Origin of the sequence: Enterococcus sp. AZ062 (genome assembly GCF_051715065.1) — a bacterium.
In the GTDB taxonomy this organism is placed as follows: domain Bacteria; phylum Bacillota; class Bacilli; order Lactobacillales; family Enterococcaceae; genus Enterococcus_B; species Enterococcus_B mundtii.
Genome location: NZ_JBIOTB010000001.1, coordinates 2,424,418 through 2,440,780, shown reverse-complemented (window position 1 = coordinate 2,440,780; position 16,363 = coordinate 2,424,418). Strand labels below are relative to the sequence as shown.

17 protein-coding genes are annotated in these 16,363 nt (G+C 38.6%); 11 read left to right on the top strand and 6 right to left on the bottom strand.

Annotated elements, in window-relative coordinates; genetic code table 11:
- Window positions 1-193 precede the first annotated feature (193 nt).
- The 7 genes from IGJ00_RS11525 to IGJ00_RS11495 all read left to right on the top strand — a co-directional run bounded on the left by IGJ00_RS11525 (window position 194) and on the right by IGJ00_RS11495 (window position 3,836).
- Window positions 194-583, top strand: a complete 390-nt coding sequence (locus IGJ00_RS11525) for a TetR/AcrR family transcriptional regulator (RefSeq protein ID WP_071867297.1) — start codon at window positions 194-196, stop codon at window positions 581-583.
- Between the two features lie 3 nt (window positions 584-586).
- The gene (locus tag IGJ00_RS11520; RefSeq protein ID WP_430603936.1) at window positions 587-967 is read left to right on the top strand and encodes a hypothetical protein; all 381 of its coding nucleotides are present in this window, start codon (window positions 587-589) and stop codon (window positions 965-967) included.
- Window positions 968-1,251: 284 nt separating this feature from the next.
- The gene (locus IGJ00_RS11515) at window positions 1,252-1,971 is read left to right on the top strand and encodes a DNA/RNA non-specific endonuclease (protein ID WP_071867299.1); all 720 of its coding nucleotides are present in this window, start codon (window positions 1,252-1,254) and stop codon (window positions 1,969-1,971) included.
- Window positions 1,972-2,229: 258 nt separating this feature from the next.
- Window positions 2,230-2,496, top strand: a complete 267-nt coding sequence (locus IGJ00_RS11510; RefSeq protein WP_002290885.1) for an IreB family regulatory phosphoprotein — start codon at window positions 2,230-2,232, stop codon at window positions 2,494-2,496.
- Window positions 2,493-2,924, top strand: coding sequence for a Holliday junction resolvase RuvX (gene ruvX / locus IGJ00_RS11505; RefSeq protein WP_019723844.1), 432 nt, complete (start codon window positions 2,493-2,495; stop codon window positions 2,922-2,924). Before IGJ00_RS11510 ends, ruvX begins: the two co-directional genes overlap by 4 nt.
- 21 nt (window positions 2,925-2,945) lie before the next feature.
- Window positions 2,946-3,251, top strand: coding sequence for a DUF1292 domain-containing protein (locus IGJ00_RS11500; RefSeq protein WP_010734809.1), 306 nt, complete (start codon window positions 2,946-2,948; stop codon window positions 3,249-3,251).
- 150 nt (window positions 3,252-3,401) lie between these two features.
- Entirely contained in the window at window positions 3,402-3,836 is a 435-nt protein-coding gene (locus tag IGJ00_RS11495; protein ID WP_071867300.1) for a GNAT family N-acetyltransferase, read from the top strand.
- 130 nt (window positions 3,837-3,966) lie between these two features.
- Here IGJ00_RS11495 and IGJ00_RS11490 read toward each other — a convergent pair whose 3' ends face one another.
- The 4 genes from IGJ00_RS11490 to IGJ00_RS11475 form a co-directional block, all read right to left on the bottom strand.
- On the bottom strand, window positions 3,967-5,262 hold the full coding sequence (locus tag IGJ00_RS11490; RefSeq protein ID WP_438844443.1) for an ISL3 family transposase: 1,296 nt from the start codon (window positions 5,260-5,262) through the stop codon (window positions 3,967-3,969).
- 158 nt (window positions 5,263-5,420) lie between these two features.
- Complete coding sequence (locus IGJ00_RS11485; protein WP_071867301.1) at window positions 5,421-6,743, bottom strand: 2-hydroxycarboxylate transporter family protein; 1,323 nt, start codon at window positions 6,741-6,743, stop codon at window positions 5,421-5,423.
- Window positions 6,744-7,006: 263 nt separating this feature from the next.
- Entirely contained in the window at window positions 7,007-8,647 is a 1,641-nt protein-coding gene (locus IGJ00_RS11480) for a malolactic enzyme (protein ID WP_260697692.1), read from the bottom strand.
- A 203-nt stretch (window positions 8,648-8,850) separates the two neighbouring features.
- Window positions 8,851-10,245: a PLP-dependent aminotransferase family protein gene (locus tag IGJ00_RS11475; RefSeq protein ID WP_438844581.1), complete on the bottom strand. Its 1,395-nt coding sequence runs from the start codon at window positions 10,243-10,245 to the stop codon at window positions 8,851-8,853.
- Window positions 10,246-10,339: 94 nt separating this feature from the next.
- Between IGJ00_RS11475 and IGJ00_RS11470 the strand changes: the two genes are divergently transcribed.
- Together IGJ00_RS11470 and IGJ00_RS11465 are read left to right on the top strand one after the other, a co-directional pair.
- Window positions 10,340-11,299 (top strand): ornithine cyclodeaminase family protein, encoded by a 960-nt coding sequence (locus IGJ00_RS11470; RefSeq protein ID WP_195514265.1) that lies wholly within the window; start codon window positions 10,340-10,342, stop codon window positions 11,297-11,299.
- Window positions 11,300-11,306: 7 nt separating this feature from the next.
- Window positions 11,307-12,089 carry a PhzF family phenazine biosynthesis protein gene (locus tag IGJ00_RS11465; protein WP_071867305.1) on the top strand — a complete coding sequence of 261 codons (783 nt, stop codon included), beginning with the start codon at window positions 11,307-11,309 and terminating at the stop codon, window positions 12,087-12,089.
- Window positions 12,090-12,325: 236 nt separating this feature from the next.
- Here IGJ00_RS11465 and IGJ00_RS11460 read toward each other — a convergent pair whose 3' ends face one another.
- A complete protein-coding gene (locus IGJ00_RS11460; protein ID WP_071867306.1) occupies window positions 12,326-13,429 on the bottom strand; it encodes an alpha-hydroxy-acid oxidizing protein in 1,104 nt (367 codons plus the stop codon).
- A gap of 241 nt (window positions 13,430-13,670) precedes the next feature.
- Window positions 13,671-14,438, bottom strand: a complete 768-nt coding sequence (locus tag IGJ00_RS11455; protein WP_074800274.1) for a DeoR/GlpR family DNA-binding transcription regulator — start codon at window positions 14,436-14,438, stop codon at window positions 13,671-13,673.
- Between the two features lie 170 nt (window positions 14,439-14,608).
- Between IGJ00_RS11455 and ulaG the strand changes: the two genes are divergently transcribed.
- Both ulaG and IGJ00_RS11445 read left to right on the top strand, forming a co-directional pair.
- Window positions 14,609-15,670 (top strand): L-ascorbate 6-phosphate lactonase, encoded by a 1,062-nt coding sequence (ulaG, locus tag IGJ00_RS11450; RefSeq protein ID WP_438844442.1) that lies wholly within the window; start codon window positions 14,609-14,611, stop codon window positions 15,668-15,670.
- A 169-nt stretch (window positions 15,671-15,839) separates the two neighbouring features.
- Window positions 15,840-16,295, top strand: a complete 456-nt coding sequence (locus IGJ00_RS11445; RefSeq protein ID WP_071867309.1) for a PTS sugar transporter subunit IIA — start codon at window positions 15,840-15,842, stop codon at window positions 16,293-16,295.
- The last annotated feature ends 68 nt before the right edge of the window (window positions 16,296-16,363 follow it).

Below are 16,363 nucleotides of genomic sequence, written 5' to 3'. Positions count from 1 at the left end.
TATTTATTTTACTACAAACAAATTGGAAAACGTATAAAAAGAAAACTTGAATCTCAAAAATAAGCAGTGAAAGGGAAATTAAGATCCAATTGAGGGCAATGTAGAGAAACAAGTGTTAAGTCAATAGTTAAGATAAAACAAGCTTTTTGGTTAATTGTTGACCAATCGTTCAATAATGTGGCATAATTAAGTTATGGGAAGAACGAGAGAATTTAATGAAGAGAAAGTTTTACTAGAATCGGCAAAAATATTTGCCAAAAATGGGTATGCAGGGACGTCGATCAGTCAATTGGTAAAAGCGACTGGCTTGCTTCGAGGAAGTTTATACTCTGCTTATTATAGTAAAGCTGGTTTATTTACGACTTGCTTTAACTATATAGCTGAAGAGGGAGTGACCGATAATGGGTTATTGATTGATTTATTGATCATCGCATTATTAGAACGTACGGCAGATGACAACGAAGTAAAGAAAGTCGCACAGAAGGTAATCACCGCTTTGGAAGAGAAAAACGAAGGTTCGATTGAAACGATCATTGCTGATCGAATCATGCGTCGAGGGAATCTTACAGACAGGGGGAAGTAGAAAATGGCTAAAGTTGAAATCCAAAATGATCGATTGATCATCAGTATGGAAGGCGTACGAAAACTGTGGGCATTGAAAAATGAAATATCCACACCATTATCCAATGTATTAGGCGCAACTGTGGATGCCGATGTCTGGGAAGATACACCGAAATTTGGCGAAAAAAGAATGGGAGTCGATGCCTATGGATATTATTTTGCTGGAACATTCGTCCAAGATTCAAACAAGGTATTTTATGACCTCAAAAGAAAAGAAAACGCAGTCGTTATCACACTAAAAGATGAAGAATTCAATCGTCTCATCATTGGAGTAGAAGACCCACAAGCAACAGTCGCGATGATCGAACAGGCAATGAACAGAGCAAACTTTGTAAAAGAAACTTGAAAGAAGAATCGATGTTGAGCACCTAATTGTCCTATCAAAAAAACGTATTCACCTGGTGATAGAATAGACAAGAAGATCAATCGAATCAATTGATGAAGTTTTAGTAACAACCTAGATTTCCTTTCACGTGGAAATTTAGGTTGTTTATTTTAGGAACTAGACTGAAAATGCGTATATAATTTTTGAAGAAGGAATTGTTGAAAGAATTTAAATACTTCTTTATTTAAAAAAAGGGGAACATATGTTAAGATTTATGGAGTTCGACTGAATAAAGGAGTAGATACATGAACAAAAAAACAACCAAAACAATCATAGGTGTCGCAGTTGCTCTTTTAGCTGGTGCATTAGGGATTTCAACGACGCAAAAAGACTCTGATCTCGTTCAACAACTGACAGGTCTATTTGATGCAAAACCTCAAGTCTCACAAGTGGCAAATCTTCCTGAATACGACGGCACGCACCAAGAAATCGAAATCAATCAAAATAAGCCGACTTTTACAAAAGAAGAACTGAGCTTAGATAAAGGAACATGGGAAAGTTATTCCGATATCGATCGACTGAATCGTGTAGGTCAAGCCAATGCCATGTTAGGAAAAGAGATGTTCCCTAAAGAAAAACGTGAGTCCCTTTATATCGATCCTACAGGTTGGAAACAAAAAAAATTGAGTGACGGACAATGGCTTTACAATCGAAGCCACTTGATAGGTTTTCAGCTAACTGGTCAAAACAATAACATCAAAAATTTGATGACAGGGACTCGTTCGTTGAATACCCCTCATATGCTGGCACATGAAAACGATATTGCAGCATACATCAAAGAAACCAATCATCACGTTCGTTATCGGGTAACACCACATTTTGAAGGGGAAGAACTAGTAGCACGAGGTGTTCAGTTAGAAGCCCAAAGCATTGAAGATAACCAAATCTCGTTCAATGTGTTTATCTATAATGTGCAAGACGGTTATACGATCAACTATCAAACGGGACAAGCAAAGAAAACATGATCTATGTGCGTTAGTTATTTGAATATTTTGTGAATTTTTTGAAAAAACAGAGAAAAGACTTATTTTTCATTAAATATCACGTATACTGTAAGAAAGTGTACTCATAAATGTTGGAATCAATGCAATCAAATAAGAAATCATTATTAATTTTATATTTCTAGCGAAGTTGGAATATTTATTTGTAGTTTTACCACATTTCGAGTAAAATAAAGGGTGTAGAGGGTAATTTGACTACCCTGCGGAAAGAGGTGTAGAATCATGGGTTTTACAGATGAAACCGTACGTTTTGGTTTTGATGATAGTCGTAAAAAAGAAGTCAGCGAAACATTAGCGATCGTTTATCGGGCTTTGGAAGAAAAAGGCTACAATCCAATCAACCAGATTGTGGGCTACTTGCTTTCTGGAGACCCGGCCTACATTCCTCGTTATCGTGATGCAAGGAATCTGATCCGTCGTCATGAACGCGATGAAATCATGGAAGTGATCGTCAAAGACTATCTCTCAAATCATGGAGTGAATCTATGAGAGTGATGGGCTTGGATGTCGGCTCAAAGACTGTAGGTGTCGCTGTTAGTGATCCTTTTGGCTGGACTGCACAAGGCGTAGAGATCATTCGTATCGATGAAGACAAAGAAGAATTTGGATTTGAGCGACTGGCAGAACTGGTCAAACAGTACGAAGTAGATCGTTTTGTTGTAGGCTTGCCGAAAAACATGAATAATTCAATCGGTCCTAGAGCAGAAAGCTCAATGGCTTACGGAGAAAAGATCAAAGAAATGTTTTCTCTACCAGTCGACTATCAAGACGAACGACTGACTACCGTACAAGCAGAACGTATGTTGGTCGAACAAGCGAATACGTCAAGAGCAAAAAGAAAAAAAGTCATCGACAAGCTTGCTGCGGTGATGATTTTACAAAATTATTTAGATGGTTCGGGAAAACAACTATTTTAAAAAATGAAAAGAGGGGTTCTAATGGCAGAACACAATCATACACATGATCATGAAGGACATGAACATATCACATTGGTCGATGATCAAGGAAATGAAACATTATACGAAATCTTGTTAACAGTCGATGGCCAAGAAGAATTTGGTCGTAACTACGTATTGCTTTATCCAGCCGGCGTACCGGAAGATGAAGATGTAGAATTACAAGCCTATGCCTACGTTGAAAACGAAGACGGAACAGAAGGCGAATTAGAACAAATCGAAACAGATGCTGAATGGGATATGATCGAAGAGGTCTTCAATACATTCATGGCTGAAGAAGAAGAATAGTATTAAAATAGTGGAGAAACCTTGAAATGCAAGGTTTCTCCTTTTTTTATCATTCTTTTGATCAAGAAATTGACCAAGGTTTATTTCCATAGAAAAAACCATGCTATCCTTGTCTTAGTACATAAAATTAGAGAAGAAAGGAAGAACAAAATGATAAGAACTGCTCGTGTGGAGGATGCAGAAACCATAAACAAGCTAAATAAGGAAGAATTAGGGTATGAGATACCACTTTCGGAAATGACGAAGCAATTAGAATGCATCTTGGCACAACCAGAGATCTATGTCGTCGATGTTTATGAGGAAGAAGGGACGAAGAAAGTATTAGGATATGTCCATGCGCAAAAGTATGAAACATTGTTAAGTCCAACGTTGTTCAATATTCTAGCATTAGCGGTTTCTTCAAAAGTCCAATATCAAGGAATTGGCAGACGATTGATGGAGAGTGTCGAGAAGGAAGGAACAGAACGTGGCTATTTTGGTGTTCGACTAAACTCTGGCGAACATCGAAACGAGGCACACCGTTTTTATGAACGTATCGGCTATCATTCAACCAAATGGCAAAAACAATTTCTAAAGGAATCATGAATGTCATCGTACAAAAAAACTTCTCGAATAAGAATCGAGAAGTTTTTTGGCTCTTTGTCAATAAGGACTGATGAGTTGCGAAAAATTAAATCTGGGTCAGAATGAACCTCATTCTGGCTCAGATTTTTTGTTATCTAACTTTGATTAATTGATTGGTCAAAAAGATTCTAATTTTCATGTTCTCAAATGATTTAAATCCGTAGGATACTCGTTTCATTGTTTTTATGTGGGTATTCTTTGCTTCTATTTTTCCATTGGAGTATGGATAAATCATCGCATTGGCGATGCCTTCTTGGTAGGTCAGAAGGTTTTGAAGTTTCTCACGAAAGCCGTCATCTAACGTTTCGGGAAGTTCTGCCAATAAGGAGAAAAACAAGTCAGGGTCTTTGTCTCGAAAAGCTTCAACTAACTCATGGAAAAAGGGATACGCCTCCTTTAGGGACGTAGAAAAGCTAAGCAATCGATCAATCATCATTGCTTCAGTAAGAAATGGGTATTTAGGTGCTCGGAAACTTTTCCATGTTTTATATTCATAGTGGTTAATGTTTGCACGATTTTTTAGCAGAAAGCGCCAGTTCTTTTTCAGTTTTTCTGCATGGCTTTTCTGTCCTGCTTTACGCAGTTCATTCATTTCACGGATACGCAACTCATTGAAAGCTTGATTCATGTGTTTGACAATATGAAACCGATCAATCACTACTTTCGCATTTGGCAGAACGCGTTTGGTGAGCTGGAAGTAGGCGGCGTTCATGTCTGTGACTAAGAATTTTACTTCTTCTGGATTGGTGCAGCCCAAGAAATAGTTTGTTAATCGAGGTAATTTACGCGTAGGTAAGATATCAATTAAATTACCTGTTTCTCCATCTGCGCAAATAAAGCTCATTTTATCTTCTATGGAAGTGTGCGAACGAAATTCATCAACCATCAATACTTTGGGGAGAATCCTCTTAGTGGGCTTTGGTAAATAGCTTTTAAACTCTTTCAATGTACGAATAACGGTAGTCAAAGATACCTGACAGCTTTTCGCAATAAAAGATAAAGAGACTTTTTCAGTCAGTAAAGAAGCAATTTTATATCTGACATGTTCCGCAATTGAATATCTTGGGCGGACAAAATAGCTTTGAGCAGTCCAATGGGTTCGACAGTTTTTACAGGTATAGCGTTGCTTTTTTAAGCGCATAACCATTGGCATATGATTGTATTGTTCAAAGCGGACAATGATTTCCTTCTTCCCATTTTTCACCACAATTGCTTTCCCGTTTCCATCTACCACAGTAGAACCACAACTTCTACAGGTACGAGGATCAGGTGAGAGAATGGCATTAATGACCAATGTCTTTTCCTTATGAAAGATCTCGTAAGAGATCTCAGTAATCATCAAATCTTTATCTATTAATCTCAGCATTTTTTTGATAGAATCATTCATATAGCATATCGTCCTCTCAGTTGTTTATTTTGTGGTGATTTAATCATACTAGAGAACGATATGTTTTTTAATACCTAAAATGAAAATGGGACTGAAGAATCAATTTTGATTCATCAGTCCCATAAATTATAGAGCCAGTTTTTTTACATTTATTCGAATTAAGAGAATAGTTGCATCAAAAATCCTGAAATGATTAAGACGATCGCTCCGCCTAAACGATTGCCCATTTGAGCAAAAGCAATCAATTCCATGCGGTTTGCTGCGGATAAGACGGCAACATTTCCTGTACCACCCATTGAATTGTTACATAGTCCTGCTGTGATCGTTGATTCGATCGGATAAAGTCCGAATAGACGACCGACAAAAGCAGATACAAGAGAGATGACGATGACACTTGTCAAGCAAAGTACGACGAATTGCCATGTTAAAGCAGAGGCTAAAACATTCAAGTTCAATAAGGCAATCCCGATACCCGCTAAAACAGCTGCTGTTAAATTTTTAACAATCAAGTTATTGAACATGATCGCTGCGTCTTCATAATATTCAGGAAGAATATTGGTGATTTTACAAATGACTACGATAATGATCATAAAAGCATACGCATGAACTTTTGGTACAAAGTAATTACCGATTTGTCCAAGAATAAAGAAGGTGATCGACACCATCAAACCAACACCTAATTGAGGGATAGAAGGTTTTACATTGCGTGGTTTGCCGTCGCCTAGATCGCCTTTTTCCATCAGTTTCCCATTACCATTCAATTTTGGCATGGATTGTCCAGCGCGAGCGACTAAAGCGGCACCGATAATGGCAAGGACATTTGTCATTGCGGTTGCGGGAATCAAACGTGAAATAATAGCAGAAGCGTCTGTTCCTAGGACGTTTGCATAAATAGTTGATAGTGGAACAGCACCAGCACCTACACCACCAGCCATAGCAGGTAAAGAGATGTATAATACGGAATTAGCGAAACCATTACCAATCAACATTCCCACTAGTCCAACCGCAAAAAATGAAACAACCATAGAAATAAGTGCAACAGGGATAAAACGAACGGAAGCTTTCATCAATAATTTGCGGTTCATTCCTAGAATACTTCCGGTAATCAAAGCAGCGATATAAAAGTCTAAAAAGCCCATATTATTGACAAAGTTTTCAGTTGATTTCACGACATAATCAGGTAAAATACCAAAGGTTGCGATAGCTGCGGAAGCGAAGATCGCAAAAACAGAGCCACCACCTAAATAACTTTTGACGATTGGGATTTTTGTCCCGATAAAATGGAAAAGATTCCCAAAAATGACGAGGATAGCGATTGGCCCGATCATATTTGTTGGTAATTTACCTAATGCCATCGCAATGATCAACACGAGAACCATGATCAAATAGATAGGTAAACTGACTCCACTGATTTTTGTTTCCCAAAAACCTTCTTTGTTTGTCTTAGCGACTGTAGAAGTCGTTTGTTCTTGATGTAACATTCTTACAGATCCTTTCCTTGATTAACGTAAGAGGAGTTCTCTATTAGTTGAAAAATAATTTAAAGCTATTCTTCAACCGACTCCAGTATTTCTTGACAAAAAACACCCCTTGGATCAATTCGTTGAAAATAGTTGGTTTTCCTATTTCTCGGTGAACGAATGATCCAAGGCTTCGATGTTTACCATGCGTATTTTTTACTTTAAGTCTCGTTGTGCTCAGAACTGTTTTAGTAACGAGTTATTGTGAAAGAGACGAGCGTGAGTTAAGCTTCTAAATCTTGATATTCAGGCACCCATTTAGCTGCTTCGACAGCTGCTTTGATGTCAGTGATTTCTTCACGGTTCAATTGTTGATTCACGACGGATTGAGCGACTGTTTCAGCAATCGTTTGTGAGAATTCAGTGATTCTTGCAACAGGTGGTAAAATAGCTGCCCCTGGTTTTGTGACATCAACGATCCCACCTAATGCTCGACTTGCTTGTGAGATGATCTCAGCGTTCACACGAGTAGCTGTTGAAGCAATCAAACCAAGTCCTAATCCTGGATACATCAATGCGTTGTTTGCTTGTCCGATTTGATAAGTCACGCCATTGTATTCCACATCATCCGCAGGGATACCTGTTCCCACTAATGCTTTTCCATCTGTCCATTCAATCAAATCTTTAGCTTTTGCTTCTGCTAATTTTGTTGGGTTAGACAAAGGCATGATGATTGGTCGTGGTGTATGGCTAGCGATTTCTTTGACGATTTCTTCTGTGAATGCTCCTGGTTGAGTAGATGTACCGATCATGATTGTTGGGTGAATTGCTTTGACAACTGCTTCTAAATTAGTCAATTCTTCACTATTAGCAAATTCTGAACGTTTACGTGCAAAAGGAATTTGTCCAGGAGTCAAGCCTTCAGTATCTTCGAATAATAGTCCTTGTTTATCCACTTGATAGAAGTGTTTACGAGCTTCTTCTTCCGGCACACCTTGACGGATCATTTCATCTAATAAGATATTAGCGATACCGACTCCAGCTGTTCCAGCTCCAAATGTTAGGATTGTTTGATCTTTCAAGGCTTCACCAGAAATATTCAATCCGCCGAGTACACCAGCTAGTACGACGATCCCTGTTCCTTGGATGTCATCATTGAATGTTGTGATTTTGTCTTCATATTTTTCTAAGATCGTTGCGGCATTGCCACGACCAAAGTCTTCCCAGTGTAACAATAGTTCAGGAAATAGTTCTGTAGCGGATGATACAAATTGGTCGATGAATTCATAGTAAGAATCACCTTCGACACGCGCATGTTTGTTTCCTAGATATAACGGATTATTCAATAATTCTTCATTGTTGGTACCAGCATCGATCGATACAGGTAATACTTGCGCTGGATTGATACCAGCAGCAGCTGTATAAACCATTAGTTTTCCGATCGCGATGTCAACACCATTGACTCCCCAGTCACCCATACCAAGGATTCCTTCTGCATCTGTGACAACGATCAAACGGATATCACGACCAGCTGCGGCATTTTTCAAGCTTTCTTTGATCAATTCTGGTTCGTCGATCGAAAGAAATGCAGCATCTTGTGGTTTTAAGAAAATTTCATTGTATTGTTCGATGGCATCTGCGACTACTGGATCATATACTACTGGCATAAATTCTACTAAATGTTGTCCCATCAATTTATAGAAAAGTGTGCGGTTTGTATTGAATAAGTTCATTAAGAAAATACGTTTTTCTAAATCAGTTTGTTTGCTTAGGTATTGGCCATATGCTTGCACAGATTGTTGTTCTAATGTTTGGACTGTGCTAGGAAGCATTCCGGCAATTCCGTATTTTTTACGTTCTTCTTTTGTAAAAGCAGTTCCTTTATTTAAAAATGGATTATTTAGTAAGTTTAACCCTGTTAGCATGAATGATTCCTCCTAAGTTTTAATACATACGAAGTATAGGGTTCGCTCAGGGCTATAGTCAAAATAGGTAGTTATGATAAATTTTATTTATATGAAAAAAGAAAAAAGGAGGAACCTATGATCAAAAATAGGTTCCTCCTCGATGGGTTCGAGCAGTTAAAACAAAAAGAATGAGTTGCATCATTTTGATTTTATGTGATAAGTCATCGTTGAAAGTACACGATTTCTTTTTTGACGATTTCAAGCCCTTTCGTTAATACTTCCAAAGGATTAGAGGATAAAGCAATTCGAATAAAAGGATCATGCTGCGGTTGGGTCGTAAAACGATGTGAATGATAGACACGAATCCCTTTATTTAAAAAAGCTTGTTCGATCGTTTCTGGGGACAGATCATTTCGAACAGGGAGATTTCGATAAAAAGGAAGTGGATTGGTCGGTCGTGGCAAGTTGAAAAGTGTATCGAATCGTTCATTTGCTTGTTTTGTATAGTTGGATTTTGTTTCGAGTATGTCCTGTGCGGTTTCTGAGCATAAGATTTGTGTGACAATCTCAGCCTCTAAACTCGAGGTTTTGACATTAATGTTGAAAATTGCCTGTTGGATCTTTTGTTTGTACTTTTCGGGAAATACTAGAAAAGCAACACGCAAGCCTGCACAGATAAACTTGGTCATTCCAGCAAGATAAATGGTTTGTTCAGGAAGTAATTGCTGGAATGAAGGTAGTGTTCTTTTTTGATTATAGGTAGTCAAAAAAGAATGGATGTCGTCTTCGATCACGATCAATTGTTGCTTTGCAATGACTTCTTTTAGCTGTTGCCTCCGTTTTGCAGATAGTTGAAAACCAATGGGGTTGTTACAAGAAGGCATCAGAAAAATCCCGTGGATTTCTTTTTTCCGACATTCTTGTTCAAGCAATTCGGGAAGCATACCCTCCATATCAAAATCAATCGGCACGATTTCCATATGGTAAAGGTGAGCAAGCTCAATGAAATTCGAATAAGTATAGCGATCGACAGCAAAACGATCTCCTGGAGAAAACAAAGCAGCTAGTGTGATCGCCAAGCCATTTTGGACACCTGAAACAATAGCGATTTGTTCCCTTGAAGCATAGACACCTTGTGTTTCCAACCAATTTTTAGCAATCGTCAATTGATAGGTTGTCCCTAAAGGTTCACGGTAGCTAAGAAGTCCGTTAGTCGCATGATTTTGTGAAACAGATTGAATAAAAGGAGTGATCATTTCGTTGCATTCATCAAATGAACTGACTAACCCAAAATCAATGACATGATCAGGTACTTGATCAGAAGAAATAGTGATGGAGGTAAACGCATTGGGGGACACAAACGTCCCACTACCGATACTTGTATAAAGTAACCCTTTTTCTAGTCCCAATTTATAGGCTTGACCAACCGTTGTGAAATTGATGTCTAAGAAATCAGCGAGTTCTCTTTGGGAAGGCAACCTTGTATTTTTTTGTAATTTATTGGATAAAATATCAGCTTCTAGCTGCGTGATAAGTGATTGATAAATCGGGCGATGTAACTTTTTTTTATCTGGACGCCAAGTCAGTGGATAGTTCTCATAAGAATTGATCGACATGCTCGTTCCTTCTTTCAAAAAATTGTATTCCATACAATTATATCATTGAATGTATTGTTTTCGAACGCTAGGATAGAAAAAAAGGAGGGGAAATATGCAAATCATCGATAATCATGAAGTAATCACTCATTTTAGTTTTACAGAAGCAATCAAAGTAATAGAACAGTGTTTTGAAGATTTTCAAATGGGGAAGATTTCTCAAGAGAAGCGAATGGTCCAACAATTACCAGATGGAGAGGAACAAAATATCTTTGCGATGATGCCCGCTTATTTGGGAAGGAACCGGTACTTTGGTTCAAAAATCATCACGGCTTTTCCCAACAATCACAAACAAAAGCTACCTTCACATTTAGGTGAAATCATACTCTTCGATTCAAAAAACGGACAACCCGTCGCGATGATCGATGCGAATGCCGTGACTTGGATACGGACAGCAGCAGTTTCAGCATTAGCCACGGATTACCTAGCAAAGTCATCAGCAGATACACTCACATTGATTGGAACAGGGCAACAGGCGGTTTCACATCTAGCCGCAATTACCTGTGTCCGAAAGATTCACCGTGTGTTTGTCTATGATTTAGATGAAACACGACGAAAACAATTTATTCTAGAACAGCAAAATAATTATCCAAAACTGCGTTTTATTGATTGTCCGACATTGGCTGACGCGACTATGGAAGCAGATATTATCTGTACTTTAACACCTAGTAAGTATGCTTTTTTATCAAAAAAAGAGGTTAAATCTGGCGCACATATCAATGCAATCGGAACATTTACACCAGATACCCGTGAATTAACAAGTGATTTGATGGCATCTGGGCAACTGTATGTAGATGATTACCAAGCGGTCAAAAGGGAAAGTGGCGACTATTTGATCCCCTTGTCAGAAGGAAAAATTGATCAGACAAACATTCTCGGTTCTCTAGGTGAATTAGTCACCCATCAGAAAACAGGGCGTACAGAAGAACGAGTGATCACGATCTTTGATGCGGTTGGCTTAGCAGTAGAAGATTTATGTTGTGCCGAATATATTTATCAAAAAGTAAAGGAGTAGTCTATAAATGAATTTACCCTATTATATAGTTGACGCTTTCACTAATGAAGTGTTTAAAGGAAATCCTGCTGCGGTCTTTGTGTTAGAAGAATGGTTACCTGATGATACTATGCAAAAAATCGCCATCGAAAATAACCTATCCGAAACCGCCTTTACCGTAAAAAAAGAGAAGGGCTATGAGTTACGATGGTTTACTCCTGATCGTGAAATCGACTTATGTGGTCATGCGACTTTAGCAACTGCATTTGTATTGTTCCATTTCTATGGCATCAGTGAATCCACGATTTCATTTTCAACGCAAAGTGGTCACCTATTTGTCACACAAAAAAAGGGGGAATATGCGATGGATTTTCCGAGTATATTACCGCAATCGATCGCTATATTACCAGAATACGAGCAAGTGCTTGGTGCAAACATAAAAGAGGCTTATCTAGCAAGGGACTTGTTTTTTGTTTTAGAAGACGAAGAGACAGTGGCAAATCTGATGCCTGATTATACTGCAATGAGGGAATTAGAAGAAGGGATCGGCGTGATCGTCACAGCCGAAGGAAAGAACCAAGATTTTGTTTCTAGGACCTTTTTCCCAAAACTAACGATCAATGAAGATCCAGTATGTGGCTCGGCACATGCGAATTTGATTCCTTATTGGGCACAAAAGCTTGGAAAGGATGACTTGGTTGCTCAACAACTTTCTGCCAGAGGCGGGTTCTTGACTTGCGAGTGGCTAGGTGAACGCGTGATGATCAGTGGCGAAGCAACGTTGTTTGCAAAGGGCGAAGCGTATATTTAGATAATACATCTAACAACATTTATAGTGAGAGGTATACTTAGTTTTTTATAAAAGTAGCGAGCATGATAACAGTATCCAATACCGCTAAATAAGCCAGAAGACCCGAAATTTGTATCAATTTCTGGGGCTTCTGGCTTATTTCTGAAGGAGTTACTTTTTCTGACTGTTTATTCGGTTTTAAGAGTGTCGATTGGCTAAGATTATAGCTGTCATTTCTATTTAAGTTTTTTTTTGATTTAGTAGAAACGATTTTCCCGTAATGTCACATTTTTGATATCTTCGACGGTTTGGGTTCCAGCTAATTGCATCACCATTTCTAGTTCTTTTTTGAAGAAGTCGAATACTTGTTGGATGCCAGTACTTCCACCAAGAGCTAAACCATAGATAGCAGGGCGACCGATTGCGACTAGATCGGCACCAGAAGCAATTGCTTTAAAGACATGCTGACCACGACGAACACCACTATCAAAGACGATAGGGACACGTTTATCGACGGCTTCTGCTACATATTTCAAAGAATCAAAGGCTGCTGGCCCACCATCTAATTGACGACCGCCATGATTCGATACCCAGATGCCATTTGCCCCCGCATCTAATGAACGATAAACATCGTCTTCTGATTGCACACCTTTAACATAAACGGGTAAGTCAGAATGAGCAGCAATAAATTCCACATCTTTTGGACTTAACTTTTGTTTTGAGGACTTATAAACTGCGTCCATCGTTTGTCCGACCCCTGATTGATAGGCTTGAACGATCGGCATTGGTAAAGGAAAAGTGAAACCATTGCGAAGGTCTGTTTCTCGATTACCACCAACGGTTGCATCAGCTGTCAAAACGATTGCTTTTGCGCCATTACGTTTGGCCATCTCTAGAATATCTAAATTGATCCCATTGTCTTTACTCATGTAAAACTGGAACCATTGTGGTGCGTCTGGACCACCGGCCTCGCGGATTTCTTCTAATGTGCATGAAGCGTAAGAACTCGCTGTATAAATCGTATGAAAATCGGCAACTCCTTTTGCTGAAGCTTTTTCTGCATGTGTATGAGCTAAACCATGAGCTGCAATAGGCGCCATGATGATTGGCGCAGTCAATGTTTCTTGGTCAAAATAAGTCGTTGTATCTGGAATTTCGACGTCTTTTAAAACATGAGGAATAATCAATTGATGATTGAATGATTGCACGTTTTCTTTATACGTAAAGAGATCTCCAGCACCACTACTGATATAACCGTATCCGCCAGTAGGAATCACTTGAGCTGCTGCCATTTCTAAGTCTTCTGTATTGATAAAACTGATTTGCCCTTCTTGTGAGCCAGCTTGATAAATCATTTCCATAAAACAAACCCTCTTTCTTAATATCGATCAATAAATAATGTTGCTTTTGTCAGCGTTTACATTTTTATACTACGCCTTGTTTTTAAAACAGGCAAATAATCTGTTTTATTTTATATAACCGAACGAAGAGTTACTGCTATGCAACAGTATAGTCACGCTTTGAATACTTGACTAAAAGAAGAAAACCGAATGATAGCTGTTTTTTATCTGTTAGCAACTTTGACGAAATTTTCTTTTTTTTTTACAAACTTACTCGAATAACAGTGACACCTAGTTGTTCGATTTTTTTGGCAAGTTTAGGTGAACAATGCTGATCAGTGATCAAGTAATCAAAGGCTGAGACATCAGCAATCTTAAACTGTGAAGTCCGGCCAATCTTACGATGGTCTGCAACAAGGATACGACATTTGATACTCTTTTTGATCATCCATTCGTTGATTTTAGACTCGTTTAAAATTTTTGTTGTCACACCATTTTCTAAATCTACTCCGCTACATCCAATAATACAGACGTCTGCATTCATATCTGCCAATGTGCGAGCGGCAATATCTCCTACCAAAACTTCTTTTGGTACGCGTAACTCGCCACCAGTGAGAATATACGTATAATTTCCTTGTCTGACAGAAGAAACAACCTTTAGATTATTCGTTACGACGGTGACATGATTCGATTCTAAATAATCTAGTGCAGCTAAGGCAGTGGAACTTGAATTGATAAATACTGTGGCATAGTCTCCAATATATTGACTGGCACAACGAGCGATTTGATGTTTGATCCACGTTGGTCCTGAAAGATCAAAATTTGTTTGATTGTCATAATTGAAGAGGCAATAGCCATGTTCACGAATAATCTCATTTTTTTCTTCTAAAAATCTAAGGTCTCGACGAATGGTGCTGAGTGATACGTGAAGCTTTTCAGACAGTTCAATCGTGGTCATTTGTGTGTGCCTTTGTAATAGATCAAGAATTTCATTACGTCTTTTTTTAATCGTCAACAGAGAATTTTTCATTGTTATCCTTCCTTTTCAATCAATTTTTTCTCTATATGACTAATTATAGCTAAACGAGCATAAAAAAATGGAAACGATCACATAAAGTAATAACAGTCATATAAAGCTATTCCAATCATTTTGATAGCGCTTTATCATTTGTATATACCTAATAAAGAGGAGGATGGCACATGAATATAACAGAAGTAACAAAAGAAGGTTGGCTGCGTTCGACCTTTCCAGAATGGGGAACCTATCTGAACGAAGAAATCGAAATGGAACAAGTAAAAGAAAAAAGCGTATCTATATGGTGGCTAGGATGTACAGGTATATGGCTGAAGTCACATGAAGGTACAAATATCCTTTGTGACTTATGGTGTGGGACAGGAAAACGAACACACGGGAATGGACAGATGAAAAAAGGCCACCAGATGATGCGTATGAGCGGTACAGAAAAGATGCAACCGAATTTACGGACACAACCTTTTGTGATCGATCCATTTGCAATCAAAAATGTGGATGCATTAGTGGTAACACATATCCATTCTGATCATCTGGATATCCACACTGCCGCAGCTGTTCATCAAAATTGTCCGGAGGCGCTATTTATTGGCCCCAAAGCAGTAGTGGAAACATGGCTCTCTTGGGGGATACCAAAAGAAAAGACCCAAGTAGTCAAACCCGGTGATATCGCTTTGATCAATGAAGTAGAGATCGTTGCGTTGGAAGCCTTTGATCGGACGGCATTGATCACACATGATGATCCTAATGTGCAATTAAAAGATCACTTACCACAAGAAATGGATAAGATCGCTGTCAATTATCTTTTCAAAACATCCGGAGGGACGATCTACCATGCAGGTGATTCTCATTATTCCAACCTCTTTGCCAAACATGGCAATGAACATCTAATCGATGTTTGTCTAGGTGCATATGGTGAAAATCCGCGTGGTATCACTGATAAGATGACCGCCAGTGATTTGTTGAGAATGGCAGAATCGTTAAGAGCTCAAGTGGTGATTCCGGTCCATTATGATATTTGGTCAAATTTTATGGCTGATCCTAACGAGATCACTCAATTATGGCGCATGAAAAAAGATCGATTGGCTTATCAGTTTTCCCCTTATATTTGGCAAGTAGGGGGTAAGTATACGTACCCAGATAACAGACAAGACTTGGCATTCAATTTCGATCGAGGCTTCCATGACGTCTTCACCCAAGAAAATGATACGCCGTTTCCATCATTTTTGTAGGAGCCAAGAGATATATGACAATAAATCAGCTGAACTGAGAATTTTTTAACAAAAACAAAAGCGAGGAGGGAGAACGTATCAAAGCAAGTGAACGTAAGACAAAGTCATCTCTGGATGAGAATGCGCTATTGTCAAACAACGGGTTGACTGCTTGATACTGTTTGTAAATATGTTGAGATATTTCTATGAGAATGACTTAGTCAATTATGTGGAAACTACGATAAATGATTGGCGAGTAGCAATCGAGGAGAGCAGTCGTCACTTATTAGAAAAAAGAATCATTGATCATGTATATGTAGAAGAAATGATCCGCAATGTCGAAGAACATGGGGCATATATCCTGATCGCCCCACACGTTGCGATGCCTCATGCCATGCAAGGTGGCTCACATGTTTTTGATACGACGATTTCATTTACCAAAATGAACGTGCCAGTTCCTTTTGAGGAAGGGACAAAGTCTGCCAGCCTTTTCTTCACCTTAGCAGCCAAAGAGCCAAAGCAACACCTAGAAAATATTCAATCATTATCAGAATTACTGATGCAAGACGGGTTGATCGAAGAATTGCTTGCGACAGAAACAATCGAAGATTATCAAATGGTCATGGAGAAATATGAACCAATATAGGTAGAAGCAGTCTTTTGCTTGATAAGTATGGTCAGCGAGGACCATTCGGTACAAAGCAAATAGATATA

Excerpts from the sequence above, each read along its gene's own strand:
- IGJ00_RS11495 (WP_071867300.1), top strand. The coding sequence starts at position 3,402 with ATGATAAGAACTGCTCGTGTGGAGGATGCAGAAACCATAAACAAGCTA.
- IGJ00_RS11510 (WP_002290885.1), top strand. The coding sequence starts at position 2,230 with ATGGGTTTTACAGATGAAACCGTACGTTTTGGTTTTGATGATAGTCGT.
- IGJ00_RS11480 (WP_260697692.1), bottom strand. The coding sequence starts at position 8,647 with ATGCTAACAGGGTTAAACTTACTAAATAATCCATTTTTAAATAAAGGA.
- IGJ00_RS11455 (WP_074800274.1), bottom strand. The coding sequence starts at position 14,438 with ATGAAAAATTCTCTGTTGACGATTAAAAAAAGACGTAATGAAATTCTT.
- IGJ00_RS11485 (WP_071867301.1), bottom strand. The coding sequence starts at position 6,743 with ATGTTACATCAAGAACAAACGACTTCTACAGTCGCTAAGACAAACAAA.
- ulaG (WP_438844442.1), top strand. The coding sequence starts at position 14,609 with ATGAATATAACAGAAGTAACAAAAGAAGGTTGGCTGCGTTCGACCTTT.
- IGJ00_RS11475 (WP_438844581.1), bottom strand. The coding sequence starts at position 10,245 with ATGTCGATCAATTCTTATGAGAACTATCCACTGACTTGGCGTCCAGAT.
- IGJ00_RS11525 (WP_071867297.1), top strand. The coding sequence starts at position 194 with ATGGGAAGAACGAGAGAATTTAATGAAGAGAAAGTTTTACTAGAATCG.
- IGJ00_RS11445 (WP_071867309.1), top strand. The coding sequence starts at position 15,840 with ATGTTGAGATATTTCTATGAGAATGACTTAGTCAATTATGTGGAAACT.
- IGJ00_RS11460 (WP_071867306.1), bottom strand. The coding sequence starts at position 13,429 with ATGGAAATGATTTATCAAGCTGGCTCACAAGAAGGGCAAATCAGTTTT.
- IGJ00_RS11490 (WP_438844443.1), bottom strand. The coding sequence starts at position 5,262 with ATGAATGATTCTATCAAAAAAATGCTGAGATTAATAGATAAAGATTTG.
- IGJ00_RS11465 (WP_071867305.1), top strand. The coding sequence starts at position 11,307 with ATGAATTTACCCTATTATATAGTTGACGCTTTCACTAATGAAGTGTTT.
- IGJ00_RS11520 (WP_430603936.1), top strand. The coding sequence starts at position 587 with ATGGCTAAAGTTGAAATCCAAAATGATCGATTGATCATCAGTATGGAA.
- IGJ00_RS11470 (WP_195514265.1), top strand. The coding sequence starts at position 10,340 with ATGCAAATCATCGATAATCATGAAGTAATCACTCATTTTAGTTTTACA.
- IGJ00_RS11515 (WP_071867299.1), top strand. The coding sequence starts at position 1,252 with ATGAACAAAAAAACAACCAAAACAATCATAGGTGTCGCAGTTGCTCTT.
- IGJ00_RS11500 (WP_010734809.1), top strand. The coding sequence starts at position 2,946 with ATGGCAGAACACAATCATACACATGATCATGAAGGACATGAACATATC.
- ruvX (WP_019723844.1), top strand. The coding sequence starts at position 2,493 with ATGAGAGTGATGGGCTTGGATGTCGGCTCAAAGACTGTAGGTGTCGCT.